General features: G+C 33.2%; 24 protein-coding genes. 16 read left to right on the top strand and 8 right to left on the bottom strand.

The window, feature by feature from the left end; translation table 11 throughout:
- Positions 1–223 precede the first annotated feature (223 nt).
- From ACZ446_RS12320 to ACZ446_RS12300, 5 genes are all read left to right on the top strand, one after another.
- Positions 224–349, top strand: a complete 126-nt coding sequence (locus tag ACZ446_RS12320) for a hypothetical protein (RefSeq protein ID WP_464392850.1) — start codon at positions 224–226, stop codon at positions 347–349.
- A complete protein-coding gene (yiaK, locus tag ACZ446_RS12315; RefSeq protein WP_464392849.1) occupies positions 339–1,325 on the top strand; it encodes a 3-dehydro-L-gulonate 2-dehydrogenase in 987 nt (328 codons plus the stop codon). Before ACZ446_RS12320 ends, yiaK begins: the two co-directional genes overlap by 11 nt.
- A 97-nt stretch (positions 1,326–1,422) precedes the next feature.
- Positions 1,423–2,394 (top strand): D-2-hydroxyacid dehydrogenase, encoded by a 972-nt coding sequence (locus tag ACZ446_RS12310; RefSeq protein ID WP_464392848.1) that lies wholly within the window; start codon positions 1,423–1,425, stop codon positions 2,392–2,394.
- Positions 2,395–2,505: 111 nt separating this feature from the next.
- Positions 2,506–3,813, top strand: coding sequence for a cation:proton antiporter (locus ACZ446_RS12305; protein ID WP_464392847.1), 1,308 nt, complete (start codon positions 2,506–2,508; stop codon positions 3,811–3,813).
- Between the two features lie 62 nt (positions 3,814–3,875).
- Positions 3,876–5,009 (top strand): glycerate kinase family protein, encoded by a 1,134-nt coding sequence (locus tag ACZ446_RS12300; RefSeq protein ID WP_464392846.1) that lies wholly within the window; start codon positions 3,876–3,878, stop codon positions 5,007–5,009.
- Positions 5,010–5,104: 95 nt separating this feature from the next.
- Here the strand turns inward: ACZ446_RS12300 and mgrA are convergent, their stop codons facing one another.
- The gene (gene mgrA / locus ACZ446_RS12295) at positions 5,105–6,097 is read right to left on the bottom strand and encodes an L-glyceraldehyde 3-phosphate reductase (RefSeq protein WP_464392845.1); all 993 of its coding nucleotides are present in this window, start codon (positions 6,095–6,097) and stop codon (positions 5,105–5,107) included.
- A gap of 233 nt (positions 6,098–6,330) precedes the next feature.
- Here mgrA and ACZ446_RS12290 point away from each other — a divergent pair, with 233 nt between their 5' ends.
- The 4 genes from ACZ446_RS12290 to ACZ446_RS12275 all read left to right on the top strand — a co-directional run bounded on the left by ACZ446_RS12290 (position 6,331) and on the right by ACZ446_RS12275 (position 11,194).
- A complete protein-coding gene (locus tag ACZ446_RS12290; RefSeq protein ID WP_464392844.1) occupies positions 6,331–7,476 on the top strand; it encodes a Gfo/Idh/MocA family protein in 1,146 nt (381 codons plus the stop codon).
- Entirely contained in the window at positions 7,457–8,848 is a 1,392-nt protein-coding gene (locus ACZ446_RS12285) for an SLC13 family permease (protein ID WP_464392843.1), read from the top strand. The genes ACZ446_RS12290 and ACZ446_RS12285 overlap by 20 nt, the downstream gene beginning before the upstream one ends.
- 151 nt (positions 8,849–8,999) lie before the next feature.
- Positions 9,000–10,430 (top strand): Na+/H+ antiporter NhaC family protein, encoded by a 1,431-nt coding sequence (locus ACZ446_RS12280; protein ID WP_464392842.1) that lies wholly within the window; start codon positions 9,000–9,002, stop codon positions 10,428–10,430.
- Positions 10,431–10,528: 98 nt separating this feature from the next.
- Positions 10,529–11,194 (top strand): HAD family hydrolase, encoded by a 666-nt coding sequence (locus ACZ446_RS12275; protein WP_464392841.1) that lies wholly within the window; start codon positions 10,529–10,531, stop codon positions 11,192–11,194.
- 63 nt (positions 11,195–11,257) lie between these two features.
- On the opposite strand, the gene ACZ446_RS12270 is transcribed toward ACZ446_RS12275, so the two are convergent.
- Both ACZ446_RS12270 and ACZ446_RS12265 read right to left on the bottom strand, forming a co-directional pair.
- Positions 11,258–12,205: a DMT family transporter gene (locus tag ACZ446_RS12270; protein WP_464392840.1), complete on the bottom strand. Its 948-nt coding sequence runs from the start codon at positions 12,203–12,205 to the stop codon at positions 11,258–11,260.
- Positions 12,206–12,442: 237 nt separating this feature from the next.
- A complete protein-coding gene (locus tag ACZ446_RS12265) occupies positions 12,443–13,078 on the bottom strand; it encodes a hypothetical protein (protein WP_464392839.1) in 636 nt (211 codons plus the stop codon).
- A gap of 268 nt (positions 13,079–13,346) precedes the next feature.
- Between ACZ446_RS12265 and ACZ446_RS12260 the strand changes: the two genes are divergently transcribed.
- From ACZ446_RS12260 to ACZ446_RS12250, 3 genes are all read left to right on the top strand, one after another.
- Positions 13,347–14,267, top strand: coding sequence for a 5'-nucleotidase C-terminal domain-containing protein (locus tag ACZ446_RS12260; protein ID WP_464392838.1), 921 nt, complete (start codon positions 13,347–13,349; stop codon positions 14,265–14,267).
- Between the two features lie 7 nt (positions 14,268–14,274).
- Positions 14,275–16,056, top strand: coding sequence for a sensor histidine kinase (locus ACZ446_RS12255; RefSeq protein WP_464392837.1), 1,782 nt, complete (start codon positions 14,275–14,277; stop codon positions 16,054–16,056).
- Positions 16,057–16,128: 72 nt separating this feature from the next.
- The gene (locus ACZ446_RS12250; protein WP_464392836.1) at positions 16,129–16,809 is read left to right on the top strand and encodes a response regulator transcription factor; all 681 of its coding nucleotides are present in this window, start codon (positions 16,129–16,131) and stop codon (positions 16,807–16,809) included.
- A 75-nt stretch (positions 16,810–16,884) separates the two neighbouring features.
- Here the strand turns inward: ACZ446_RS12250 and aar are convergent, their stop codons facing one another.
- The 5 genes from aar to ACZ446_RS12225 all read right to left on the bottom strand — a co-directional run bounded on the left by aar (position 16,885) and on the right by ACZ446_RS12225 (position 22,420).
- The gene (aar, locus tag ACZ446_RS12245) at positions 16,885–18,042 is read right to left on the bottom strand and encodes a bifunctional L-alanine/L-glutamate racemase (RefSeq protein ID WP_464392835.1); all 1,158 of its coding nucleotides are present in this window, start codon (positions 18,040–18,042) and stop codon (positions 16,885–16,887) included.
- Between the two features lie 24 nt (positions 18,043–18,066).
- Entirely contained in the window at positions 18,067–18,894 is an 828-nt protein-coding gene (locus tag ACZ446_RS12240; protein ID WP_464392834.1) for a carbohydrate ABC transporter permease, read from the bottom strand.
- Positions 18,891–19,805: a carbohydrate ABC transporter permease gene (locus tag ACZ446_RS12235; protein ID WP_464392833.1), complete on the bottom strand. Its 915-nt coding sequence runs from the start codon at positions 19,803–19,805 to the stop codon at positions 18,891–18,893. The genes ACZ446_RS12240 and ACZ446_RS12235 overlap by 4 nt, the downstream gene beginning before the upstream one ends.
- 165 nt (positions 19,806–19,970) lie before the next feature.
- The gene (locus tag ACZ446_RS12230; protein WP_464392832.1) at positions 19,971–21,221 is read right to left on the bottom strand and encodes an ABC transporter substrate-binding protein; all 1,251 of its coding nucleotides are present in this window, start codon (positions 21,219–21,221) and stop codon (positions 19,971–19,973) included.
- Between the two features lie 179 nt (positions 21,222–21,400).
- On the bottom strand, positions 21,401–22,420 hold the full coding sequence (locus tag ACZ446_RS12225; protein ID WP_464392831.1) for a LacI family DNA-binding transcriptional regulator: 1,020 nt from the start codon (positions 22,418–22,420) through the stop codon (positions 21,401–21,403).
- A 224-nt stretch (positions 22,421–22,644) separates the two neighbouring features.
- On the opposite strand from ACZ446_RS12225, the gene ACZ446_RS12220 reads away from it, so the two are divergent.
- The 4 genes from ACZ446_RS12220 to nagA all read left to right on the top strand — a co-directional run bounded on the left by ACZ446_RS12220 (position 22,645) and on the right by nagA (position 26,818).
- Entirely contained in the window at positions 22,645–23,370 is a 726-nt protein-coding gene (locus tag ACZ446_RS12220; protein ID WP_464392830.1) for a GntR family transcriptional regulator, read from the top strand.
- A 64-nt stretch (positions 23,371–23,434) separates the two neighbouring features.
- Positions 23,435–24,421: an N-acetylglucosamine kinase gene (locus ACZ446_RS12215; RefSeq protein ID WP_464392829.1), complete on the top strand. Its 987-nt coding sequence runs from the start codon at positions 23,435–23,437 to the stop codon at positions 24,419–24,421.
- Positions 24,422–24,451: 30 nt separating this feature from the next.
- A complete protein-coding gene (locus ACZ446_RS12210) occupies positions 24,452–25,621 on the top strand; it encodes an SIS domain-containing protein (RefSeq protein ID WP_464392828.1) in 1,170 nt (389 codons plus the stop codon).
- Positions 25,622–25,645: 24 nt separating this feature from the next.
- Positions 25,646–26,818, top strand: a complete 1,173-nt coding sequence (gene nagA / locus ACZ446_RS12205) for an N-acetylglucosamine-6-phosphate deacetylase (protein WP_464392827.1) — start codon at positions 25,646–25,648, stop codon at positions 26,816–26,818.
- The last annotated feature ends 11 nt before the right edge of the window (positions 26,819–26,829 follow it).

The raw sequence follows: 26,829 nt of genomic DNA, 5'->3' as shown, positions 1-26,829 counted from the left end.
AATATGAATATTTAATTTTAAATATAATTTTTAATGAAGACAGAGATGAACTGCAGTGAAGGTATTAGAAAATTTGTCTGCTCCAGCGATAATAATTTTTTAAAAATTATGTAGCTTAAAAGCAGGAAGGCCCTCTCTTAAATAGAATAATATTTAGTGAGAGCAAATTTATTTAATAAAAATCAAACTAAAATACAGATTAATTATAGTTAGAGAGGGTTTTATGGATCGAGTAAATATAAAGAAAGTTGAAAGACTGGTGAATGGGATTCTCTCTACTCAGGGATCCCAGACAGCAGTCATATTTTCATGTCAAAAAAATATCAAGGAGGAAGTAGATGAGAATTAAATATCAAAAATTATATGACAAATTTGAAGAAGTTCTTTTAGATAGAGGTTTCAATCAAGAAAAAGCTGCAAGAGCAGCTAAAAACTTTGCAGACAGCAGTTTGGATGGATTTCAGTCACACGGGATCAATAGATTTCCGCGTTTTATAGAAATGGTCGATCAGGGGTATATTGACATTGAAGCTGAGCCAGAAAAAGTAGGAGAAAACGGTAATATTGAGATTTACGATGGTAAACTGGGCCCGGGAAATCTTAATGCCCAAACTATAATGGAAAAAGCTATAACAAAGGCTAAAAAAGAGGGGATAGCGGTGATGGCTTTAAGAAATACCAACCACTGGATGCGGGGTGGGGCTTTTGGCTGGCAGGCAGCTGAAGCCGGTTGTGGTGCAATTTGTTTTACCAACACATTACCCAATCTACCTCCCTGGGGTGCTTCTGAAGCTAAAATCGGGAATAACCCTCTGATTATGGCAATTCCCTATCAGGAAAAGCATTTAGTTTTGGATATGGCAGTATCGCAATATGCTTATGGAACTTTAGAAAAATATTCATTAAGCGGAGACGAATTACCTTATCCTGGAGGCTACAATGAAGAAGGGGAATTAACATCCAATCCTCAAGAGATTTTAGATGCGATGCGTCCAATACCAGCAGGCTACTGGAAGGGTTCAGGTCTTTCAATAATGCTCGATTTATTTGCTGCCCTTTTATCCAATGGCTTAAATACTTTTTTGATCGGCGAAAAGGAAAGAGAATATGCTCTTTCTCAGCTTTTCTTAGTTTTTGATATGGATGGAAAAATTGAAGAAAATAGAATTGAAGAGACTATAGATTCGATTCATTCTGCTGAAAGAGTTGATCCGAAGAAAAAACCTCGCTATCCAGGAGAAGGAACATATTTGAGAAGGCTGGAAAATCAGGAAAAAGGAATTCCGGTTGAAGAGAAAATTTGGGAGAAAATTAATAGTCTGTAATTGTTAAAGATACAGGAGTTCAAATTTTAAGCTTAGAACCTTCATCAAAAGGCATTTAAGCTTTTTTCAATAGTATAATATTTGGAGGTCAGTATAAATGAAAATTGTGGTATTAGATGGTTATGCGGTCAATCCTGGTGATTTAAGCTGGGATAAGATAAGAGAATTTGGAGAGTTAGAGGTATATGATCGGACTCCGGAGGATAAGGTTTTGGCGAGAGCAGAGGGAGCAGATATTTTATTAACAAATAAAACACAGCTTCAAAGAAAAACTATAGAGGCCTTACCTGATTTGAAGTATATCGGTATTTTAGCAACCGGGTACAATGTAGTTGATATTGGAGCTGCAGCAGAAAATAATGTGATAGTAACTAATGCCCCTGATTACAGCACAAATGCAGTGGCTCAATTTACTCTGGCTTTAATTTTAGAAGCCGCACTTCACATTGGAGAGCACAATCGAGCAGTTAAAGAAAAGAAATGGAGCCAATCACCGGACTTTTGTTTTTGGAATTATCCTTTAATCGAGCTGAAAAATAGGACTTTGGCCATTATTGGTTTTGGCAATATTGGGCAGCGAACTGTTGAGCTGGCCCAGGCCTTTGGCATGAAAGTAATTGCCTATGACCGCATCCCTGAGAAAAAGATTAATAACCCAGAGATAGCAACTGACAATATAGAATTTCTAAGTTTAAGTGATCTTTATGCTCAAGCAGATATTATTAGTCTGCACTGTCCTCTGACTGAAGAAACTGCAGGAATAATTAATAAAAAAAGTATTTCTCAGATGAAAAAAGGTGTAATCATTATTAATACAGCCAGAGGTGGGTTAATTGTCGAGGAAGATTTAGTATCAGCTTTAAAATCAGGTAAAGTTCAAACGGCTGCTCTTGATGTGCTAAATTCTGAGCCACCTGCAGATTCTAATCCGCTTTTGCATTTAGAAAATACAATTATAACTCCTCATAATGCCTGGGCAACTAAAGAATCGCGAAAATCTCTGCTGAACATTGTTTCTGAAAATATTAGATCTTTTTTAAATGGAAAAGTAATAAATAGAGTGAATTAAAAATTTAATTCCATGGTCTTGGAACAATTTATGGTTGTTTTAAAATAGATATTGATATATAATTAAAATCGATAAAATTTTAGATTTATAAATATTTAACAGGGAGTGATAGTGATTACAGACTATGGCGTTTTAGAAAATTTAAATGGCCTGCAGTATTGGATGATGCTTAATCATAAAAGCCATAAGTTAATCTATTTAATAGGACTTTTATTTTTAGCAGCATTTATTGTAAAAACAATAACAGATAAGTTTAGAATTCCCAGTGTTGTAGGTTACATATTATTAGGAACTATATTTAGTCAGAGTGTGGTCGGAAATTTATCTTTTTTGTCAAAAGAGTTTTTAGCCTGGTATAATTACTTATTAAATACTTTAAATTTCATAACTGTTTTGGCAGTATCCTTTATTTCATTTGGTATTGGTACTTCATTATACATAAAGATCTTAAAAAAATTAGAGTTTGAATTAGCTTTAATAGTTTTATTTGAGTCAATTGGTGCTTTTGTTTTGGTTTCAGGAATAATGCTTTTATTGGGAAAGGAATTATTTGTAGCTATTTTATTTGGAACAATTGCTACCGCAACAGCTCCTGCAGCAACTGTAATGGTGCTGAAAGAGTATGGTATTCCAGGAGAATACTCAGCAACTCTGATGGTTGTGCTGGCTTTAGATGAATTTTTGGCACTTTTAATATTTTCATTTATGGAGCCACTATCTTATATTTTAGCATCACCAGAGGTAGAGTTGACAATTACCAATATGCTGCTGACACCATTATTTAGAGTTTCTGCTGCCATATTATTAGGTTTTATCATTGGCTATATTTCACAATATTTAATGGTCAAATGCAGTTCTGAAAGCAGAAAAATATTACTTATTTTGGCAACTATTATTGGAACGAGTGCAGCTGCTGTATTCTTACATATTTCACCTTTGTTTGCAAACTTAACTTTAGGTTTTGTGTATCGAAACATTCCTAAGCGGCGTCTGGATGTTTCAGATAAGATTGATGTCCTAACGGTTCCTTTACTGGCAACTTTCTTCATTTTAGCGGGAACTAAATTGGATATCAGCAATTTATTCAATACAAGCTTTTTAATTGTAGCCTTTGCTTACACAGCTATGAGAATGATTGGGAAAGTTGGGGGAGCTCATTTAGGTGCAAAGCTTTCTTCAGCCCCTAAACATGTTGAAGACTACATAGGCTTTGGTTTAATACCACAAATCGGAATCACAATTGATTTAGCCTTTATCATTCAAAAAGACTTTGTCCATATTGGAGGAAATGTTGCAAGTATTTCAATGTTAATCTTAAATGTTATTTTATTTACCTCAATTTTCACAGAAATATTCGGTTCTTTAGCCACAGAATATGCTTTAATTAAATCTGATGAGATGAAAACAAAGCGCTGTTAAAAAATTTTAAGGTAGAAAATTAACTAGTGATTTAAAAATAACTTTGTTTGGAGGGATTTAAATTGAAAATATTAGTGGCACCTGACTCATTCAAAGGTTCTCTAACGGCAATGGAAGCTGCAGAAAATATTAAAAGAGGCATACATAATTATGATTCAAAAACAGATGTAGAATTGCTGCCGATGGCCGATGGTGGTGAAGGAACAGTTCAATCTTTAGTTGATGCAACAGATGGAAAAATTATTGAAGAATTAGTTACTGGTCCTTTAGGTGAAGAAGTTAATGCTTTTTATGGACTTTTAGGTGATGGGAAAACAGCAGTAATTGAAATGGCAGCAGCTTCCGGGTTGCCTTTAGTACCAGAAAATAAAAGGAATCCTCTGCTCACAACGACTTATGGAACTGGAGAATTGATTGCTTCAGCTTTATCTAGGGGAGTAGAGAAAATTATTGTTGGTATTGGTGGTAGTGCAACTAATGATGCTGGAGTGGGGATGGCTCAGGCCTTAGGGGCAGAAATTTTAGATGCTGATGGAGAACAGATTGGATTTGGTGGTGGCAACTTAGATCAAATTGAAAAGATTAATTTAGATAAACTGGATGCACGGCTGAAAGAAGTTGAAATAGTAGCTGCCTGTGATGTTGATAATCCACTTTATGGTGAAAATGGAGCTGCCTATGTTTATGCTCCTCAAAAAGGTGCAGATCAAGAGACAGTTGAAATACTTGATCAAAATTTAAGACATTTTAATCAAAAGTCTATTGATGAGTTAAATATAAATACAGATAAAATTGCTGGAGCAGGTGCAGCAGGAGGATTAGGTGCTGGTCTGGTGGCTTTTTTAAATGCTGAACTTAGAGCTGGAATAGATATTATTTTAGATTTTATTAAATTTGACGAAAAACTGGAAGATGTTGACCTGGTGATAACTGGAGAGGGAATGCTGGATGGTCAGACCATTTATGGTAAAACACCGATTGGAGTTTCGAGAAGTGCTGCTAAAAAAAATATTCCTGTTATAGCAGTCGCCGGTACTCTTGGTACAGGTGTAGAAAAAATTTTAGATCATGGAATTAATTCATATTTTTCAATTATTGATCGACCAGCAAGTCTAGCAGAAATTATTGCAGAAAGTCCTGAACTTATAGCAAAGTTAGCTGAGCAAATAATGAGGACTATAAATTTAAAAGGCTAAAACCCTAAATATAGGGCTTAGCCTTTTTCTGATGTCTTAATTAATTTCCAAAAATATGCTTCGCACCTGTTACGCAGCAAATATTTACCAAATCATTACTTAGCCACAATTGCTTCAATAGCAGCCAGTTCATCATTAGTAAACTCAGTATTTTTTAAGCTTCCAACATTTTCAACAATCTGATCAACTTTGCTGGCACCGACAAGAACAGAAGTAACTCCCTGATCTAAAACCCAGGCTAGAGCCATTTGAGATAGGCTTTGGCCTCGATCAGAAGCCATATCATTTAACTTTCTTATTTTATCTAACTTTTTTTCTGTAATACTGTCTTTTTTAAGGAAGCCGCTTTCTTTGGCAGCTCTAGAATCTGCAGGTATTCCCCCCAGATACTTATCAGTTAATAAGCCCTGTGCCAGTGGTGAGTAAATAATTGATCCCATTCCGGCATCTGCAAGATTTTCTAAAAGATTATCCTCTTCTGACCAGCGATCAAAAATAGAATAGTTGTACTGGTTCAAGAGCAGCTTAACTCCCATATTTTCAGCAACTTCTGCTGCTTTTTTAGTCTGTTCAGCATTATAATTTGAAATACCAACGTAAAGAGCTTTTCCCTGATCCTGAATTTGTTTTAAAGCACCAATAGTTTCCTCTAAAGGTGTATCTGGATCTGGACGGTGATGATAAAAGATATCTACATAATCAAGTCCCATTCGCTCTAAGCTCTGGTCAAGACTTGAGATTAAGTATTTACGGGAGCCCCACTCTCCATAAGGTCCTGGCCACATGTAGTAACCTGCTTTAGAAGAAATAACAAGCTGGTCTCGATAGGGTCTAAAATCTTTTTCCATTAAAATCCCCATAGTTTCTTCAGCAGAACCAGCAGGTGGACCATAATTATTTGCAAGGTCAAAGTGAGTAATTCCTAAATCAAAAGCTTTGCGCAGCATTTTTCTAGCATTTTCTAAAGTGTCAACTCCACCAAAATTGTGCCACAATCCTAAGGAAATTTTCGGCAGTTTTAAACCGCTATCACCGGTATAGTTGTACTGCATCTTCTCATAACGATTTTCATCAGCTAAATAAGGCATCAAAATACCTCCTCTAATAGTTTTTATCTAAGTTTATATTCATTACTAAAGACTATTATACCAGACAGTCAGTAGTAATTAAATGTAAATTGATTACAATAACCTTTAATAAAGGACTTTAAATTTGAAATATTTAGTTTAAAATAAAGGACTAACAGCTTTTAAATAGAAAATAAAAGATAAGCACAATGTTCTAGAGATTTAAAAAATAGTTAAAAGAAGGTGCAAATTAAATGAAAAAAATCAATTATGCTTTAAGTGGTTTAGGAGGAATTGCAAAAACTCATCTAATGGGATTAAAAAATCTAGAACTGCTTGAGCTTCCCGTAGAATTAAAAATAAATCTGGATACTTTAGCTACAACTCATCCAAATAAAAACAGAGAGTTGGCCCAATCAATAGGTTTTGACCAGGTAGTAGATGATTTTAATAAATTATTAGAAAATGAAGTAGACATGGTTGATTTATGCACACCCAATTTCATGCACGCTGAACAAATTATAAAAGCTGCAGCAGCTGGTAAACATATTTATTGCGAAAAACCTCTGGCCTTAAATTTAGAAGAAGCAGCAGAGATCATGGAAGCAATAAAAAAGAGAGATATTAGGCATCAAATGGGATTTGTTTATCGCTTTGCTCCATCAGTAGCCTATACTCATGCCCTCCTGAAAAATAAGGTGATTGGGGATATTCAATTTGCCAAGATAGAATATTATCATTCACGATATTTAAATCCTGAGGTTCCGATAAGCTGGCGTCTTAAAAAGGAAAGTTCTGGTGGAGGGGCTCTAGTAGATCTGGGAAGCCATATGATAGATTTGAGCAGATTTTTAATCGGTGAAATTGAAAATTTAAGTGCCTGGACTAAAACTTTCATCAAAAAAAGAAAAATTGCACAGCGTAGTTTAAAAAAAGTAGATGTTGATGATTGGGCAATGTTGATGCTTGATTTTGCTTCTGGAGCTAAGGGAACATTAGAAGTTTCAAGAGTTTCACCTGGTAATGAAGGGTTTAGGTTCCATATTTTTGGTGATCGAGGAGCAATCCATATTGATTCTGAGCAGATAGCTAAGCCTAAATTATTTGATCAAACACCTAAAGAAATTGAAATAACTGAAGATATGATTACAGGAGATCAATTTTTATCAAAATTGCTTAAAATACATCCGAGCTCTAAGTTATCTCAGGGGATGATGGTTGATCTTCATTTAGTAAGTCTTGTCTTCTTTTTAGATTCTATTTTTAATAATAAATTAAATCAAAGTGTCCCAAAATTTGAAGATGGATATCAGGTTCAAAAAATAATGGAATATGCTTATCAATCTAGTTCAGATAATGGTAAAAAGATAAAAATTAATAATGAAGGTGATTCAAATTAAAAATAAAAAGAAGATTTTTTTAATAACAGGGATAATAGTAGCCTTAGTTATTTGGAATCTTAAGATTCTAAATCTTTCTTTAGCTGGACGGAAAATGTTTTCCCTAACGCTGATGACAGTTATTTTTTGGTCAGCCAAGGTAGCTGATTCTGCTTATATTGCCTCTTTATTTTTAATGTTACTTTTGATTTTCGATCTGGCTCCAGCAGCAGAGGTTTTATCACTCTGGACTTCACAGACTATCTATCTTGTAATTGGCGCTTATTTAATAGCTGCTGCAGTAGAGAGTTCAGGTTTGGGTGAAAGAATTGCCTATAAATTTATTATTAGATTTGTAGATTCATATAAATCGATAATATATTCTATTTTTGCTTTAACATTTGTTTTAAGTTTAATAATTCCACATCCCTGGCCTAGATGTTTTATTATTATGTCAGTTATGTCTGTAGTCATCAAAAATGCAGGTATTAACAGTAGGGATGCCTCTAAAATTGGTTTAACAGTTTTTGCTGCTGCAATTCCAGTTTCGATGATCTTTTTAACAGGGCAAAGTTCCCTTAACATTATGACTCTCGAATTTGCAGGTGTCAACCTAAGTTGGGGTGGCTGGCTGCTTTACATGGGAGTTCCTTCAGTTGTAGCTTCATTTTTAACCTTATTTTTAATCCTTAAATTATTCAAAGCGGAAGCAGAAATAAGTGTTGACAAAAAGGAAATTAAAAAGAAAATTATTCAATTAGGCAGCCTATCTGCTGAAGAGAAGAAAACTATTTTTTGGCTGACAATTGCTGTATTACTCTGGATGACTGATTCCATTCATGGAATCGAGCTGGGATGGGTGACCTTGACAATTGCTGTGATGATGAGCCTGCCGCTGGTTGGAGATGTTTTACAAAAAGAGGATTGGAATCAGGTTCCGGTTAAAGTTCTGATCTTTTTGAATGCAGCAGTGGCCATCAGTAAAGTTGGTTCTATAACAGGAATGAATAACTGGCTGGCTGCATCTGTACTGCCGGCAGAAGCTCCTTCTAATATTTTATATTTTGCTTTGATGACTGCCCTAATTTCAATGTTTTTACATATGTTTTTAGGTAGTGTGATGTCTGTAATGGGAATTGCAATTCCAGCTTTTATAATTTTTGCTGAACAGTTTGCTTTAAATCCTTTAGTTCCCGCTTTATTTGTTTACACAGCAATTGGTACCCATTATATTTTACCTTTTCATCATTTAAACATTTTGGTAGGAATGGGTAAAGAGAATGGTGGCTATAGTGAAAAAAGTGTAATCAAGCTTGGAATTCCGCTAACAGCGGTGTCTTTAATAACTGTTGTTTTCGAATATTTTTGGTGGCAGTTTACCGGTTTGATTTAAAAATTTTGGCTGGCAGAAAATAACTTAAGTAAATTACTTTAATTTAATTATTATTTTTAAAAAATATATGCTATAATAATAAACAGTGAGTATATTTCGACAAAATACGGGAGGGTAATCTCTGCCGTAAATTAAGGGAGGAGCAAAGTAGATGGAATATGGAATTTTAAGTATTTTACCACCGTTAATTGCAATTTTACTTGCATTAACTACTAAACAGGTTTTTATTTCACTTATTTTAGGTATTTTTTCAGGAACAATGATTTTACAGGATTGGTCATTTTTTGCTTCGGTTAATATGACTTTAAATGAAATTGTGGCAATTTTTTCTGAGGCCTGGATTACTAAAACTATTATTTTCTCATTTATGGTTGGAGGATTAATCACAGTAATTTCTGCTTCAGGTGGTGTTCAGGGCTTTATTGAATATTTAACCAAAAAAAGAGATGTGGTTAAGGATAAAAGAGGTGCACTGCTTTTAGCCTATATTACTGGACTTGTTATTTTTATCGAGTCATCAATAACGTCCTTAGTTGCTGGTACAGTTGCCAGACCATTGACAGATAAATATAATGTTTCGCGCGAAAAGCTTGCTTATGTTTGTGATTCGACTTCAGCACCGGTCTGTGGTTTAATACCACTAAACGGTTGGGGAGCAATGCTGATGGGAGTGATTGGCGTCCAAATTGCTAATGGAGTTGTTGAAGGTACTGCAGCTGAACTTTTAGCTAAATCTTTACCCTTTCAATTTTATTCAATCATTGCTGTTATAGCTGTAGGTTATTATATCATGACAGGTAATGACTGGGGTCCAATGGCAAAGGCTGAAAAAAGAGCTTCAGAAGAGGGCCTGCTTTTAAGAAAAGGAGCAACACCGATGGTTTCGGAAGAGGCAACAGCTACACCTCCAAAAGAGGGAGTTACTCCAAATATGTGGAATATGATTCTGCCGATTGTAGTTTTGATTTCGATGATGCCGATCAGCCTTTACATAACAGGTGAGGGAAATATTCTACAGGGTTCAGGTTCTACTTCAGTCTTTTGGGCTGTAATTACAGCTGTAACCTTTGCCGGTTTCTTATATGTTTTAACTGGAATTATGAGTTTAAAAGAATATATTGATTATGTTTATCAGGGCATAGGTGCTATAGTACCTGTTGCTATCCTTTTAATTACAGCCTTTGCTATCGGAAATGTAATTGGCTATTTAGAAACAGGAGAATACATGGCATCTTTAGTTGAGGGAAGAGTCAGTGGAGCCTTTGGCCCTGCAATTGTCTTTATTATGGCTTCTTTAATGGCTTTTGCAACCGGAACTAGCTGGGGAACCTTTGGTATTATGATGCCAATTGGTATTCAGATGGCAGTAGCTATGGGGGCACCACTTTATCCAACAATTGGAGCTGTAGTTTCAGGTGGAATTATGGGAGATCACTGCTCACCAATCTCTGATACTACAATTATTTCTTCAATGGCCTCTGCTTCAGATCATATTGACCATGTAAATACACAGCTGCCTTATGCTCTTGCAAATGGTGTGTTAGCACTTGTGCTTTATCTAGCAGCCGGCTTTGTAATGTAAATAATCGTGTACCTTGTACCTTCCGTTTACAGAATCAAATTTTGGTTCTGTAAACGTTAGCTGTACTTATAAACTTTAAATGATGGGTGATAATATTAATGATTAAAGCGGTAATTTTTGATATGGATGGAACTATTGTTGATTCAGAACCAATTTATGATCAGGTAAATGCTGAAATTTATGAGAAGTATGGCTTTGATTTAACTCAGGAAGATTATAATCGTCATTTGGGAGCAAATATGAGAGATATTTGGACCGATATTTTGGAACGTCATCCGGTTAAAGAGGAGTTTTCACATTATAAGATAGAGGATTTTATGGAAGAGCATATTCACCGATATTATCAGGGATTAGAGGAGGCAGATGATCTGGAATTAATGCCCGATGTTGAGCACTGGTTCCAATTTTTTAAGGAACATGGTTATCAGATGATAATTGCTTCTTCCTCTTTTGCTCCAGTGATTGAATTTATTTATCAGCGTTTTGGACTTGGAAGATATATGGAAGGTTATGTAGATGGAAATTCGATTGAAAATGGTAAACCAGCACCTGATATTTTTCTTAAAGCAGCTGACAAACTAGGGGTTAAGGCTGAAGAGTGTCTGGTGATTGAGGACTCAGAAAATGGTGTCAATGGTGCCCATCAGGCGGGAGCAAGAGTTGTTGCCTTTAATCGAGCTCAAGATGAAAGCCAGGATTTCTCTAAAGCTGATTTAATAATTGAAGATTATAGTTCTGAAAATTTAAATAAGGTTTTAGCTTAATTTATTAATCTTAAATGTTGTTCAAAGTTTAATAATATTAATTTTATAGAAAGAAGACAGTTCTTAATTGAACTGTCTTTTTTTCAATCCTGGTTGATAATTTATAACAATAATTCCTAAAGAAACCAACAGCATTGAAGCAACTATAATAAGATTAATTCTTTCACCCGGGAGTAAGATGGATGAGAGAAAAACTCCGCTGACAGGTACCATAAATTTATAAATTGTGACAAAGCCTAAGTTATTATATTTAATTAAGGTATACCATAAGGCAAAGGCAGCAGCCGAAATAAAGGCAAGATAAAATAATAAGACTACGGTTATTGGACTAAAACTTAGTCTTTTGAAACTGCTTCCAGTTGAAGCTGCAGTAAATAAAAGAAGAGAGCCCATAAACATCTGCCAGGCTGTTACTATAAGAGCATTTAGAGTTCCAGTTAATTTTTTAGCTAAGAAACTGGCTCCCGCAGAAATTGCTGCTGAGATTATCAAAAATCCCTCACCTGTAAAGAGGAAAGCAGTGTTTAATTCTCCACGATTTAGATTTACAAAAAGGACTCCTAAAAACCCAAACATAATTCCTAAACTTTTTTTGGAATTTAATTTATCATTTTTATAAACAAAATGTGATGCTATGACTGTCATGAAAATACCGCTGGTGCTGATGATCGAGCTTTTGACACCTGTGGTGTTAGCAAGTCCATTATAAAAGAAAAAATACTGCAGACTGGTCTGCATCGAGCCTAAGATTAATAATGGAAAAAAATATTTTTTGATTTTAAATAAATTTCGACTCTGTCCATTGATTAAAATAATAGAGAACAGCATTAAGGAAGCAATAAAAAACCTTAAAGATGCAAAAAACATTCTATCATAGGCATTAACATTAAGCGGCATAATTTCGGCGTAGCTTATTTTTAATGAAGGAAAGGCAGATCCCCAGAGAAAGCAGGCGGTAATCGCTAAAACAGCAACCTGCCAGCGTCCTGTAAAAATCTTTTTGATGTCCATATTTGTTTAGCTCCTTTAAAATAATTTTAGAAAAAGATAATAGCAAATTATTAGAACAAGATTATATCTATTATATTTGATATAGGAATAATTTACAAGTTATCTATTACTTTAAAGGAATCTGTCTAGAAATTATTATCTTGAGACGGCAAAAAGAGATGAAATATTAATAGCCCTACCCTAAAAGCTTTGGGTTTAGCTTTTAAGACAGGGCCTTTATGAGGTATGAGGTGAAAGTTATTTATTTAGAAATTTTTTAAAGCTATCAGTTTGATTATTAACTTCAGTTAAGTCCTGGTATTCTGTTTTAGATCCAAAAACAACTTTGTCGTTAACAAGTAGCAGATTTAGATCTTCTTTTTTAGCAAATTTTATTAAGTCTGATTTAGTTTTTTCCACAACTAAAGTACTATAATTATCTTTTAAATTTTCAATGTTTTCTGCTGAATTTTCTTCAGCCTGCAGCTTTTCTTTTTCTGCTATATATTCATTATGGAGCTTTCTGGTCTTAGGATGGACTGCCATTAACTCTTCTAAATTAATCATTCCAGCAGCTGGCTTAGAATTAAGGTCAAAATTATTTTGGCTACCAACTTCAGTTTCTGAACTTTTGTTTTTGGCGTTATTAACTTCTATATTTTCTTCACTTATTAATTCTGTGTTGATATCACTTTCGGTTTTTAATTCACTTTCATTGTATTCTTCACTATTATCAATCTTTTGATCTTCAAAATTTTCTTCTTTTCGATTTTCTGTTATTTCAAATTTGTCATCCTTATTTTCAACATCTTTTTGGCTTTGAGCATAAATAACTCCTGTAAAGATAATTAGTACGATTAATCCAAAAGTTACTATTTTACTTCTGTTATTCATAATTATCATCCTTTCATTTTAAATTAGTGTTTAAATGAGTAGATTATTATTTTTCTTAACTTATTATTTAAAAGTGCATGTGATGCTGTACTTCTTTTATCACCCCCTGCATCTATTATAATAACAGTAGAATTTAATGAAAGTATGAGCATAGTTTGAATTATTATTTAAGAGTTTAACTTTGGAATTGAATGCTTTAGATTGACGAAAATCTAAGAATAATATAGTATTATAGTAGAATGGTTTTTAAATGGAGGGGACAGCAGTTATGAAAAAACAATTAATTTTTATTTTTCTATCATTAATAATATTAATGATATTAAGTGTATCAATATCAGCAGCTGAAGGGAAAATAGAATTAAATGACCAAGCTATAAATTTAGAAAATGATGAACAAATTATGGAGCTCAAAGAGGAAATAGAAAAAAAGAGTGAAATAGAAAAAGATATAATCATTGGCAGTACTGTTGTCTTTTTAAATGGAGAAGAAGATCAGATAAGAAGTAGGGAAAGTAATCTAGGTAACTTAATTACTGATGCAGTTTTAAATCAAGCTAAAGTACATCTTGCAGTCATCAACAGTAGAACAATAAATTCTTCAATTAATAAGGGTTTAATCAATATTAGAAATGTGAGAGAAGCTCTTCCGGCTAAAGATGAAGTTATTATTAAAAAAATAAGAGGAGCAGAATTGCTTAAGGCTCTTAAACATGGGGTTTCTAAATATCCTGACACAGCTAGCTTTTTTCCTCAACTAAGTGGAATAAAGCTTATTTTTGCTGAAGTTGGTAATGGAGAAAATGAAATTTTAAGAGCTTCTATAAATTATGAAGAAATTAAAGATGATAAATACTATTTAATGGCAACAAATGATTCGCTGGCAGATGGAGGAGATGGCTATGAAGAGTTTAAAGAGGCTGAAAAAATAAGAAATGCTGGTCGACTTGATCAAATGTTTATAGATTATCTGCAGCAGCAGGAAATTGTAGAGGAAATTCAGATGAACAGAATTATTCCTGTAAGGAAAAAGAACGGAAACTATCTTTATCAAGTCAGAGCGGGAGACTACCTTTATTTAATTGCGCAAAAATTTTCAACCACAGTCGAAGAAATTATGGATGCAAACGCACTCAAAAATAGGAGTTTAATCTATAAAGGGCAGGAACTAATAATTCCCAATTTAAGGTGAATAATATATGAAATTTAATATAGAAAAAAACACTTTTTTTACAAAGCTAATATTTAGATTTCTAGTTATTACCATGATCATAATTATGATTTTTGGCTTTTCGGTAATTACTTATTTTAAAACTTTTTTTATCGACCAAAAAGAAAGCCAGATTCACAAAAACAGCTCGGCTGTAATTGATTATTTAGCTAGTTCTAAAGCAGAGTCTAATAAGCAGGAAATTGTAAATTGGTTAAGTATAATAGGTGAATTAAATGAAGGACATGCCTGGCTAATTAATGAAGAAGGGGTCTTAGAATTTAGTTATCCTTATTCCTTTGATGAGGAGAGGACTTTTTCTGGTTATGAGACAATTTTTGCTGGAAACACAATTTCTAGAGAGGTTAATACTGATGATTTTGAACCAACAATGCTTTTTGTTGGAATGCCGGTTAAGTATCAGGGAGAGGTAATTGCTGCTTTATTAGTTTTTTCTCCGATTGAAGAAATTAATTCAATTATAACACATATAGTGAGGATAATGTTTTACATATCATTGTTTGCTCTAGTTTTCATTCTCTTTATTTCATATTATTTTTCTAAATCTCTTGCAAATCCCCTGCATAATATGGGGCTTGTTGCGGCAAAAATAAGCCGCGGAGAATATGGAAAAAAAGTAAGAATCGAAGAGAAAAGAGCAAGTAAAGAAATTAATATTCTAACGGAAAGTATTAATTTGATGTCGGAAAAATTAAAGAAGACAATTCAAAGTCTGGCTGAAGAAAAAAATAAGTTAAAATATGTTCTCTCTGGCATGGAAGAGGGTATTATTGCAGTCAATAGTTCAGGTGAAATTATACTTTCTAATGAGTCTGCCGCTGAGTTATTTAATTTCAAAAATGGACTCAGAGGTAAAAAAATTAGTCATATAAGATTATATCCAAAAGTAGTTAATATCTTTGAACAAATAATAGAGCAGAGAGATTTTGATGCACAGCAGATTATTATTAAAAAAGAGGATACTAATCAGCATTATCTGGTTCATTTCACCTCGATTAGACTGGAAAATGGAGATTTTTGGGGTGGAGTTGCAATTTTTCATGATATAAGTGAGCGCTATCGTTTCGAGCAGCTGCAGAAAGAGTTTGTAGCTAATGTTTCACATGAGCTAAAAAGTCCGCTTTCTTCAATTAGAGGTTCAGTTGAAATTTTACTTGATGATATTATAGATGATGAAGCAGAAAAAAAGGAATATTTAAAGATGATTTTAAAGGAAAGTAATAGTTTATCTCATTTGATAGATGAAACTCTGACTCTGGCTGAAATTGATACTGGTGGTATTGAATTAAACAAAGAAAAGTTAAAGATTAATGACATTTTTGAAAATTTAAGGATCTTTTTTAATAACATAAAAAAAGAAAGACAAAACCTGGAAATAGAGTTGGAGGAAGAGCTATCCATATATGCCAATCAGGAAAAAATAAGGCAGGTCTTAATTAATTTGTTAAGTAATAGTGTTAAATACTCCGCAGTTGATGGGACTATAAAATTAAAGGCAGAAAGTACTGCTGATGAAATTATAATTTCAGTTGAGGATAATGGAATTGGAATTGCAAAATCAGAACAAAAGAATATTTGGGAGAGATTTTATAAAGTTGATAAAGCCCGAACTCCTGGGGAAAGAAGTAGTGGCTTGGGATTAGCCATTGTAAAACAGATTGTAAATGAGCATAATGGTGAAATTTTTGTTGAAAGTAGTAAAGGCGAAGGTTCAAACTTTAGCTTTACTATCCCTAAATATAATAATTAAATTATATCTTTGATTTCATCATATTTTCATCACATTAATTTGATAAATTATTTACTAAGGTGGTGGAGTTTTATGGAAAAGAAAAAAGTTTTAATTATAGATGATGATCTACAAATTTGTAAGATATTAAGAGATTACTTTAACTATGAAAATTTTGAGGTTTTTGAGGCCCATGATGGTAAAGAAGGTTTAAAAAAGATTAATGATTTAACACCAGATCTTATCATTTTAGATCTAATGCTGCCTGAAAAAAATGGCTTAGATATCTGCAGAGAGCTGAAGCCACATAATGATATCCCGATAATTATCTTGAGTGCTAAAAATCGAGAAAATGATCGAATTAAAGGCCTGGAATTAGGAGCGGATGACTATGTCACCAAACCTTTCAGTCCAAAAGAGGTTGTGCTCAGGGCAAAAAAGGTTTTAGAGCGAATAAATAATGGTCAGGAGCAGGAAGAGTTAAAATTTCCAGGTTTGATCATTAATAAAGAACAGAGAATGGTTAAAGTTAAGGGGGAAGAAATTTCTTTAGCGCCTAAAGAATTTGATTTGTTATGGCAGATGGCTTCATCTCCTAAAACTGTTTTTAGTCGAGAAAAACTACTGGAGCTTGTCTGGGAATATGATTATTATGGCGGGATTAGAACAGTAGATACCCATATTAAAGCAGTAAGAAATAAGTTGGGAGCAGAGGTTGGTGAATATGTTCAGACAGTTTGGGGAATTGGTTATAAATTTGTAGTAAAAAAATAAAAGCACCTTACCAAAGAAATATAAATAAAATTTCATAGTAAGGTGTTTTAAGTATTCTAATTTTAAATTGTTAGATTATATTTTTGCCAGAGCCTGTTCAAGATCAGAAATCAAGAGTTCTGTTTCTTCCAAGCCGATATGAACTCTGACTAGTGGTAACTTATCCTGATCAAGATTGTTGCCCGTTACTGCATAAGGCATTACAAGACTTTCATAACCACCCCAGCTAACAGCTCTCTTAAAGTAATTAAGGCTGTTTGTAAAAGTTTCGATATCACTTTCTGAGGTGGTATCAATTTTAAATGAGAAGAGGCCGGAGCCGCCTTTCATCTGGCTTTTTGCAAGTTGATACTGTTCATTTCCCTCAAAAAGTGGGTAGTTGATTTTTGTGATTTTAGGATGTTCATTTAAGAACTCGATTACCTTCATTGTGTTTTCATAGTGAACTGGCATCCTGATATGGAGAGTTCTAATCCCTCTTAGTACGAGCCAGGCCATAAATGGATCTGGAACTGTACCGATATTTAAAAATTCCATTTCAAAGATATGGTCGATATCTTCTTTGCTGCCGATAATAGCTCCTGCCACCAGATCACTGTTACCACCAAGGTATTTAGAGACTGAGTGAACGACAATATCTATGCCGCAGTCAATAGGATTTTGGAAGATCGGGGTGGCCCAGGTATTATCGATTATTGTTTTGATATTATGTTTTTTTGCTATGGCAGCTATCTTTTTAAGATCCTGAATTTTAAAAGAAAAGGTTGTTGGACTTTCTAGATATATTATTTTAGTATTTTCTCTTATATTTGCTTCTACATTTTCAGGATCGATTCCTTCTACATAACTGTGGCTTACTTTAAATCTTTTTAGATATCTCTCCAGCAGAGTTTTGGTCCAGCTGTAGGTATCTTTTACAGACAAAACATGGTCACCTGCTTCTAAGAAGGCTAAAATGCTGCCTGAGATTGCTGCTACACCTGAGCTAACAAGTTTAGCTTTTTCTCCGTGTTCTAACTCCGCTAATTTTTTTTCCACTAAATTTACAGTCGGGTTATTGCCCCGGGTGTAAAGATAATTATTGACTTCATCATTTAAGGCATCTTTAAAATCAGCAAATGTTTTAAAGGAAAATATTGAAGTCTGGAATATGGGAGGGTTTACTGCTCCATAAGGCAGATCTTCTTCTCCTAGGTGATGCAATATTTCTGTTCTATATTTTTTATTTTCCACTTTAAATTCTCCTTTAGCTAATAGTTAACCTTTTACTGCCCCTTCGGTTAAACCAAGAATTATATATTTTTGGGCAAAGGCAAAAACAACCATTGTTGGTAATAATGCGACAACTATACCTGCACTTAAAACTCCCCAGCTGACCCCTGCTTTAGAAATAAAAGAGTTAAGGGCAACCGGAATTGTCATCTTGCTGTCAGAGTTTAGAAGCATAACTGCTAAGAAAAGTTCATTCCAAATGTTGACAAAGGCGAAACTAAATATAGCAGCTAAACCAGGTAAGGTAAGAGGTATTACTACCTTAAATAAGGTTTGAGTTTTAGTACAGCCGTCGATCATTGCTGCTTCTTCTAGTGAAACCGGTATTCTATCAAAGAAACTTTTTCCCATAATTGTAGAAAAAGCGATCATAATACTAATGTAAACTAAAGTTAAGGCAAATAGACTATCTGTCTGCTGAACTCCTGCAAAAATAGTAAAGAGAGGAGCCATAATCATATATGTAGGTATGATCTGGGTAAAGTACATTGCCAGTAGGAATAGGACTTTAGTTCTTTTCTTTTTAAAGCGAGATAAAGCATAACCACTAAAAGTAGAGGTTAAGAGGGCTCCAAAAGCAGCAATTAATGATACTCCTATACTATTTCTGAAATAGATGCCAAAATTACTAATCTGGAAGAGATATTTGTAATTTTCAAGGTTAAAACTCTCCGGCCAGTATTTAATTGGATAAGAATAAATTTCACTATCTGCTTTTAATGATGTGACAATTACCCAGTAAAGAGGAGCAATTGCCATTAAAAGAAAAATCGCTAGTAAGATAAATTTGCCAATCTTAAGCATGGTTTTCATAACATAAAGTCCTCCTTCCCTGATGTAAATTTAAGGTAGCCGATTGCGTAAGTAAACAGAATAAACATAATAATTACCCCAATTGCTGAACCCTGTCCATAATCATAAAACTTCAGGATTTTATTAATCATCTGGGTAGCCAGGATATTTGTAGAGTTATTTGGTCCTCCATTTGTCATAGCATAGATGATATCAGGGAAATTCATAATCCACATTGTTCTTAATAGAGTTGTACTAATAATTGTAGACTTAATATAAGGAATTGTAATACTAAACAATCTCTTAATTGGACCTGCGCCATCAATTTTAGCAGCTTCCATTAATTCTTCCGGTACAGACTGCAGTGCTGCTAAAAGCATAATCGCAAAGAAGGGAACACCGTACCAGATATTAACCACTATCACAGAAGCCATCGCAAATTTTGGATTAGACAAAAAGCCGATACTTGATTCAATTAAATTTAGTTTCAGTAAAATATCATTAATTACTCCAAATTGTCCATTAAACATCCAGGCCCAGATTAAACCGATAGCAAATCCTGAAAGAGCCCAGGGATAAAAAACTAGTCCTGAGTAAAGCCCTCTTCCTTTAAAAGGTTTACGCATTAAAAGAGCCAGTATAAACCCGAGAATAAATTGAAAAAATAATGATACGAAAACCCAGACTATTGTATTAAAAATAATCTGCAGAAAGCTAAAATTGCTGTCTGTAAAAACAGCTTTAAAATTTTCAAAGCCGTTAAAATGAATATTTGATAAGTTATAAAAGCTGTATTCTTGAAAAGCGATTATTATACCTTTAACGATAGGGAAATAAATGAATAGACCTAAAAAGATAAAGGCTGGTATCAAAATTAGATATAGATATTTGTGATTGTTTTTTTGCATCCACTTACCATGTATAATGAACATAGGGAAGAACATTATACGATCCTTTCTTAAATTTTGAATTTATAAGATAACTGCTGTCCCCATTAACCAAATTCAGCAGCTGATATTTGTGCAGAAGCTTCAATTTGAGTTTAGCTTGCTTATAAATAGGCACGTATGAGAATTCATACGTGCCTTTTTGATTTCTTATTCTGTCCAGTAATCATCCCAGTCTTCTAAAACATCTTCAAGATTCTTGTCTTCTAAAAGTACACTCTGCATATCTACTTCGTGAATCTGACTCCAGCCAGGCCATTTTTCTGATGCCAGTGGATATTCTTTGAAAATGAATTTATCAGTATTATTCATTTCATAGTTATAAGCCTGATAATGAGCACCCTGGAAATATTCATTTTCTTCAAAAGTAGTTGTATGCACTGGAAGGGCACCATAATTTTCATTAAAGTAACCATTCTTCTCTGCAGAAAGCATCCAGCTCATAAATTTCCATGCTTCATCCTTATTTTCTGAATAGCTTGGGATTCCAAGTCCAATAAAACCAAAGTCTAAATATGAATAACCATGTGGTCCAACTGGTACAGGTACAACACTATACTTGTCAGGACCTAACATTTTGTTAATTAAAGGAACTGCATCAGGATCCTGGATTAAGAAAGGAGTAACACCGGATACAAAACCATTGATTTGCTCATTAAAGCCCCAGTTAATACCATCATTAGGAACACCTTTTTTGAATAAGTCGATATATGCTTCCATACCTAGTTTATAATTTTCGTCTGTAAAGAAGGTTTTATCTTCTGAATAGATAAAGCTGCTGTCTTTAATTTCTTTGACATATGCTGAAGCAAATAAATCAGAGAATTTATGTTCTGACCCTTTACCTCTCCAGGCAAAAGCATACTGGTTATTTTTAGGATCAGTTATCTGTCTTGAAATTTCAATTAGCTCTGAAAATGTTTTAGGAGCATAATTAATACCATGTTCTGCTAAAATATCATCTCTGACAAATAAAGCCTTAATAAAAATACTCTGAGGTACAATATAAGGAGTATCTTCAACAAAACGGGAAGCAGTTACAGCTACCTCACTTAAAGTTGAATCTCCTTCCCAGTTAGCATAGTAATCAGTTAAATCTAAAAGCTTACCATTATTAACAAACTGCTTTAAAGTATAATCTCTTACCTCAACAACATCTAACTTCTGGTTAGTGTTGAGCATCATAGTTGCTTTTTGATCAGCCTGCTCGTAAGGGGGAGAAATTAAGTTAACTTCAATATTAGGATTTGCTTCTTCAAATTCTGCAATCATTTCCTTTAGAAGTTTAGTTCTTTCGGGACTTGTCATAACCTCCAGAAAGTTAAGAGTTACAGCGCCAGCCATTGCATTAAAAGTTAAAAGAAAAATTAAAACCAATGTAAATAGATATCTTTTTTTCATTTAATAAATCCTCCTTGGATAATTTTAATTTTTGTAAATGTTTTTAATTGTTAAACTATCCTCCTTTCTTTGTCAAAGCATATTAGCTTTGATATAATGATATTGGTTGTTTTACAAAGGCTTCCTCGTAATTGAGGGAGCCATTTTATTAATAGTAGTATAAAAACTACTTTTAATCATTAACTACTTTCGCGAATTACTAAATCTGCCTCAAAAATAACTTCTTTTTCTGCTAATTTTTTATTTTCTATTAATTTAATCAGCATTTCAGCAGCTTTTTTACCCATTTTTATCCGAGGTTGGGAGACAGTTGTTAAACTTGGGTTTAAATACTTGGCCTGATCAATATTATCAAAACCAATAATAGAAAGTTCTTCTGGTATTTTTACACCCAGCTCAACAGCAGCCCTCATTGCTCCCATTGCCATTTGATCTTCAGAAATAAAGATTCCATCAGGTGGGTTATCTAAACTCAAAAGTTTTTTGGCAGAATCATAACCCTTTTTATAATTATACTTACCATAAACAATATAATCTTCTTTAAGTTCCAGCTTATTATCCTGGAGACAGTCTTTAAAACCTTTAAATCTTTCCTGAGAATCAACTATTTCATCTAAATTTGGACCAGTGATGATCGCTAATTTCTTCCTCCCTTTGCTAATCATGTGTTCTGTCGCCTGATAAGCTCCACGATAGCTGTCAACTCTAACAGAAGGGAAGTCATACCAGGAATTTGTTATAAATACAGTGGGAAAACTGTTATCCTTAACTATATTTATAAAATGGTCTTTATTTGTAATTCGAGTACTGGAACCAATTAAAACTCCATCAACAATATTTTGGCGCAGGAGTTCTTCAATTACCTTTTCAGGTGGTTCATAACCCGTTGTGCATAAAATTAAGCGGTAATCATTTTCTTTCAAATATTCTTCAATACCCTCAATTACCTTATTAAAAAAGGCGCCAATATCTTCGGGTAAGACCAGAGCAATTATCTTTGTTTTTTTAGAAACTAAAGCACGAGCATTTGCATTCGGCTGATAATTTAGCTCTCTGGCAATTTTTTTAACCTTTTCTTTAGTAGTTTGGCTAACTGGAATGTTAGACCGCTTATTATTTAAAACTCTAGACACTGTAGTTGTTGATACGCCGGCTTTCTCAGCAATATCTTTTAATCTAATTCTAGCAATAATAATCACCTACTTTTTAGTTTAACGTTTGACAGTAAACGTATACTGTCTATAAATACTATTCTCTGCTTCTGCAAAAATTCCTGCATGATTTTAGAATTTTTTTAATTTTTTATTTTTCAGGGTTTATGTGAATTAATTAATTTTATTAAATTATTTTTAATTGCTTGACAATTTAAATGTTTGAATATATAATCAACTTGTAATGATAACATTATAAGAGGTGAAGATAATTGCATAAATTAAATTCTGATAATAGATTACCGTTATATCATCAGCTTTATGATATAATTGTCGAAAAAATTGAAGATGAGATATATGCCGAAAATGATAAACTTCCTTCCGAAAGAGAGTTTTGTGATAAATACGATATAAGTAGAGCGACTGTTAGAAGAGCAATGGTTGAATTAGAAAAAAATGATTATATCTATAAAAAACAGGGGAAAGGTGTTTTTGTTTCCTCGAAGGCTTTTAAACAAGAACTTTTAAGCTTCTATAGTTTTAGTGAAGAGATGAAGAAAATTAATAAGGTTCCCAGCTCAGAAGTTATTGATTTTAGAAAAATTGCTGCTAGCACTAAAATTGCTAAAAAGCTAGGAATAGAAGATAATAAAGAAATTTATAAATTCAGAAGGTTAAGATTGGCGGATGGAGAGGCAATGATGCTTGAAACTACTTATCTTCCTGCTGATAGATTTCCAAGTTTAAACAGAAAAAAACTTGATAATAGATCAATGTATAATATTTTTAGAGAAGATTATGATGTTGAATTTTCAAAAGCTGATGAGGTTTTTCAGGCGATAAGTATTAGTAAAAAAGATGCAACTTATTTAAATACAGAAGAAGGATCCCCCTCAATTCTTTTGGAAAGATTCACCTATGAAGCTGATAAAATAATTGAGTATACAGCCAGTGTTACAAGAGGGGATAAATTTAAATTCCATGTAAGTTTAGAGTAAAAATTTTAGTTCAACTGGTACGGACAACATTATAATTAAACTTTATATTTAAGGAGGGATGAAGATGTACTATTTAGGGGTTGATGGAGGTGGAACTAAAACTGCCTTTTTATTAATTAATAAAAAAGGCAAAATTTTAGCTTATTTAACTACAGAAACCTGTCATTACATTCAGATAGGTATTGATGCTTTTCAACAGGTTTTAAAAAAAGGTATTAAAGACTGCTGTAGAAAGGCTGGAATAGATATTTCTGATATAGAATATGCTTTTTTTGGTATTCCAGGTTATGGTGAAAATGAAAAAGATACAGTTATTATCAGAAAGAGAATTAGCGAAATAATACCAGAGACTAAATTTGAATCTGGCAATGATGTAGAAGCTGCCTGGGCTGGTTCTTTAGCCTGCAGAACAGGCATAAATATTGTTGCTGGAACAGGGACTATAGGATTTGCAAAAGACCAAAAATTTAATACTGCTAGAGCAGGAGGATGGGGTCCCTTTTGTGGGGATGAAGGTTCAGCTTACTGGTTAGGAAGAGAATTAATTTTTTTATTTAGTAAAGAATCAGATGGCCGCCTAGAGAAAACTGAACTTTATCAAATTGTAAAAGAAAAGTTTAGTCTAAAAAGAGACTTTGATCTAATAGAAATTTTATATAATGATTTGGAACTAAAAAGAGATAAAATAGCATCTCTTGCTATTTTATTATATAAAGCAGCTCTGGCAGGTGATAAACAGGCAGTTTTAATTTATAGAAATGCGGCTTATGAACACAGCCTAATTATTAAGGCTTTAATCAAGAAACTTAGTTTTAAGGAAAACAAAAAAATTACTGTATCATATTCAGGAGGGGTCTTTAAGGCAGGGAGTTTTATTTTAGATCCACTCAAAGAATATTTAAATGAAGAAAAGATAGAGTTTATTGAACCAATTTTAAAACCAATTACTGGAGCTGCACTTTATGCAAAAATATTAAAAAATAATTTACAAAATACTAACCAAAAAGTTTTGGAAAACTTAAAAAAAGAAGAAAAAAGAATAAATCTTTAATTAAATAGTTATTAGGAGGAGTCAGAGAAAATGAAGAGCTTGTTTTCAAAAACTAAAACTGAATTAAAAAATAAGCAGGGTCTCATAACAGCAGAAGAAATCTTTCAACAACCTGAAGTCTGGGAAAAAACCTTTGCTTTAATAAATCAACAGAAAGAAGAAATAGCAAATTTTTTAAAAAATATTTTAGATATGAGAAAACTGCGCATTATTTTTTCCGGTGCCGGAACATCTGGTTATATCGGTGATACAATTGTTCCTTATCTAAAAAAAGTAATGCCTGAAACTGATATCGAATCTGTACACACTACTGAGATTGTAAGTCATCCAGAAATATATTTAGCGGAGAAAGTCCCGACATTGTTATTTTCTTATGCCAGGTCTGGTAACAGCCCAGAAAGTTTAGCAACAGTTGAGTTGGCTGAAAAAATTGTCGATGATCTCTATCAGATAATAATAACCTGTAATAAAGATGGCAGCTTAGCTAAAAATGCAGGTGGAGAAAAAACTAGGGTGATTCTCTTGCCTGATGAGACCCATGATAAGGGATTTGCAATGACCAGCAGTTTTACTTCAATGCTTTTGGCTACTTTATTAATATTTGATATAGAAAGCCTAAATAATATAAAAAAGGATATAGATCTTATCACTGATAATGCCCGCTCACTTTTTGAAAATAACAAGGTTGTTGAAAAATTAGCAGCGGCAGATTTCAAAAAAATTGTCTATTTAGGCAGCTATAGTTATTTTGGTATTGCAAAAGAAGCTACTTTGAAATTACTTGAATTAACAGCAGGAAAAATCGTTACCAGATATGACACTCCTCTTGGATTTAGACACGGTCCTAAATCTATAATAGATAATCAGACTTTAGTTGTCTTATTTTTATCAAGGAATAAACACAGCCAGAAATATGATTATGACCTTTTAAAAGAGCTTGCTCTGCAAAAGGGGGATTTTGAAACATTAGTTTTAGCAGAAGAGTATGATCAAAAAATTGATGAAGCAGCTGATAATCTTATAACATTAGCAGCTAAAACAGAAACTATAGACGAAGTTTATAATTCATTAAACTATATAATTGCTGCTCAAATACTCGCTCTACTTAATTCTCTAAAAAGTGGTATTACACCTGATGACCCAAGCCCAAGTGGTGAGGTTAATAGAGTTGTTCAAGGGGTAAAAATCTATCCATATTAATTAATTTAAAGTTAGGTGGGGAAAATGAGTTATTATATTAAGAGTAAAAAAATATTTAAAGAAAATGAAATTATATTGGATCACGCTTTGAAAATTGAGGGAGATCAAATAACTGCATTTGTTAAAAATTCTGAGTTGAGTTCAAAAGATACAGTTGTAGATTGTGAAAATAAAATAATTATTCCAGCCTTAATTGACCTTCATATTCATGGCGCAGTTGGGAAAGATGTGATGGATGGAGATTATGAATCTTTAAATGAGATCTCAAAGTATTTAGCAAGCAATGGAGTTGGTAGATTTTTAGCTGCGACTTTAACAGCGCCAATATTTAAAATTGAAAATGCTCTAAAAAATATAAAGGAATCTAAAAAAAGAGGTTTAGCAGGAGCAGAAATTATTGGATCATATTTGGAAGGTCCTTATCTAAGCAAAGAAAAAAAGGGAGCTCATCCAGAAGAGCACCTAAGAGATCCAGATATAAGTGAAATAGAAAAGCTGATAAATATTTCTGGTAATAATATTAAAGTATTAGCTCTAGCGCCTGAAAAAAACAACTCACAAAAAGTTATTAAATTTCTGCGTGATAAAGGAATAATAGCAGCATTAGCCCATACCAATGCAAATTATTCTATAATCGAAGAATCAGTAAAAAATGGAGCTTTTTTAGCAACTCACACTTTTAATGGAATGAAAGGTATGCATCATCGGAATCCCGGGGCACTTGGAGGAATTATGATTTTTGATGAAATTTACAGTGAGCTAATTGCAGATAAAATTCATGTTCATCCTGCAGTAATGAAAATACTTTATAAAGTAAAAGGTTTAGAAAAAATTGCTTTAATAAGTGACTGTATGAGAGCAGGCGGACTTGAAGATGGAGAATATAAATTAGGTGAGATGGATGTTAATGTGAAAAATGCGACTGCAAGAACTAGAAGTGGTTCTTTGGCTGGTAGTACTTTAAAAATTAAAGATGCACTGTTAAATATTAAAGAAGCTTTAGATATTGAACTTTTTGAAGCGGTTAAGATGGCTTCTCTAGTTCCGGCAAAGATTTTAGGTTTAGACAGTGAGTTGGGAAGTATTAAAAAATTTAAGAAAGCAGATATTACAGTAATAGATTCAGAGATGAATATTTATCTGACAGCAGTTGATGGTAAAATTGTTTATAAAAATAAATTAGAAGATTTGAATTAAAATTTAAATTA

The sequence above is a fragment of the Halanaerobium sehlinense genome, assembly GCF_055379485.1.
Note: the sequence above shows the minus strand (reverse complement) of the source record. Positions and strands in the feature narration are given on the sequence as shown.

Bases quoted from the DNA above. Each gene is read 5' to 3' on its own strand.
- ACZ446_RS12320 (WP_464392850.1), top strand. From the start codon at position 224: ATGGATCGAGTAAATATAAAGAAAGTTGAAAGACTGGTGAATGGGATT.
- yiaK (WP_464392849.1), top strand. From the start codon at position 339: ATGAGAATTAAATATCAAAAATTATATGACAAATTTGAAGAAGTTCTT.
- ACZ446_RS12310 (WP_464392848.1), top strand. From the start codon at position 1,423: ATGAAAATTGTGGTATTAGATGGTTATGCGGTCAATCCTGGTGATTTA.
- mgrA (WP_464392845.1), bottom strand. From the start codon at position 6,097: ATGCCTTATTTAGCTGATGAAAATCGTTATGAGAAGATGCAGTACAAC.
- ACZ446_RS12290 (WP_464392844.1), top strand. From the start codon at position 6,331: ATGAAAAAAATCAATTATGCTTTAAGTGGTTTAGGAGGAATTGCAAAA.
- ACZ446_RS12285 (WP_464392843.1), top strand. From the start codon at position 7,457: ATGAAGGTGATTCAAATTAAAAATAAAAAGAAGATTTTTTTAATAACA.
- ACZ446_RS12280 (WP_464392842.1), top strand. From the start codon at position 9,000: ATGGAATATGGAATTTTAAGTATTTTACCACCGTTAATTGCAATTTTA.
- ACZ446_RS12275 (WP_464392841.1), top strand. From the start codon at position 10,529: ATGATTAAAGCGGTAATTTTTGATATGGATGGAACTATTGTTGATTCA.
- ACZ446_RS12270 (WP_464392840.1), bottom strand. From the start codon at position 12,205: ATGGACATCAAAAAGATTTTTACAGGACGCTGGCAGGTTGCTGTTTTA.
- ACZ446_RS12265 (WP_464392839.1), bottom strand. From the start codon at position 13,078: ATGAATAACAGAAGTAAAATAGTAACTTTTGGATTAATCGTACTAATT.
- ACZ446_RS12260 (WP_464392838.1), top strand. From the start codon at position 13,347: ATGAAAAAACAATTAATTTTTATTTTTCTATCATTAATAATATTAATG.
- ACZ446_RS12255 (WP_464392837.1), top strand. From the start codon at position 14,275: ATGAAATTTAATATAGAAAAAAACACTTTTTTTACAAAGCTAATATTT.
- ACZ446_RS12250 (WP_464392836.1), top strand. From the start codon at position 16,129: ATGGAAAAGAAAAAAGTTTTAATTATAGATGATGATCTACAAATTTGT.
- ACZ446_RS12240 (WP_464392834.1), bottom strand. From the start codon at position 18,894: ATGAAAACCATGCTTAAGATTGGCAAATTTATCTTACTAGCGATTTTT.
- ACZ446_RS12235 (WP_464392833.1), bottom strand. From the start codon at position 19,805: ATGTTCATTATACATGGTAAGTGGATGCAAAAAAACAATCACAAATAT.
- ACZ446_RS12230 (WP_464392832.1), bottom strand. From the start codon at position 21,221: ATGAAAAAAAGATATCTATTTACATTGGTTTTAATTTTTCTTTTAACT.
- ACZ446_RS12215 (WP_464392829.1), top strand. From the start codon at position 23,435: ATGTACTATTTAGGGGTTGATGGAGGTGGAACTAAAACTGCCTTTTTA.
- ACZ446_RS12210 (WP_464392828.1), top strand. From the start codon at position 24,452: ATGAAGAGCTTGTTTTCAAAAACTAAAACTGAATTAAAAAATAAGCAG.
- nagA (WP_464392827.1), top strand. From the start codon at position 25,646: ATGAGTTATTATATTAAGAGTAAAAAAATATTTAAAGAAAATGAAATT.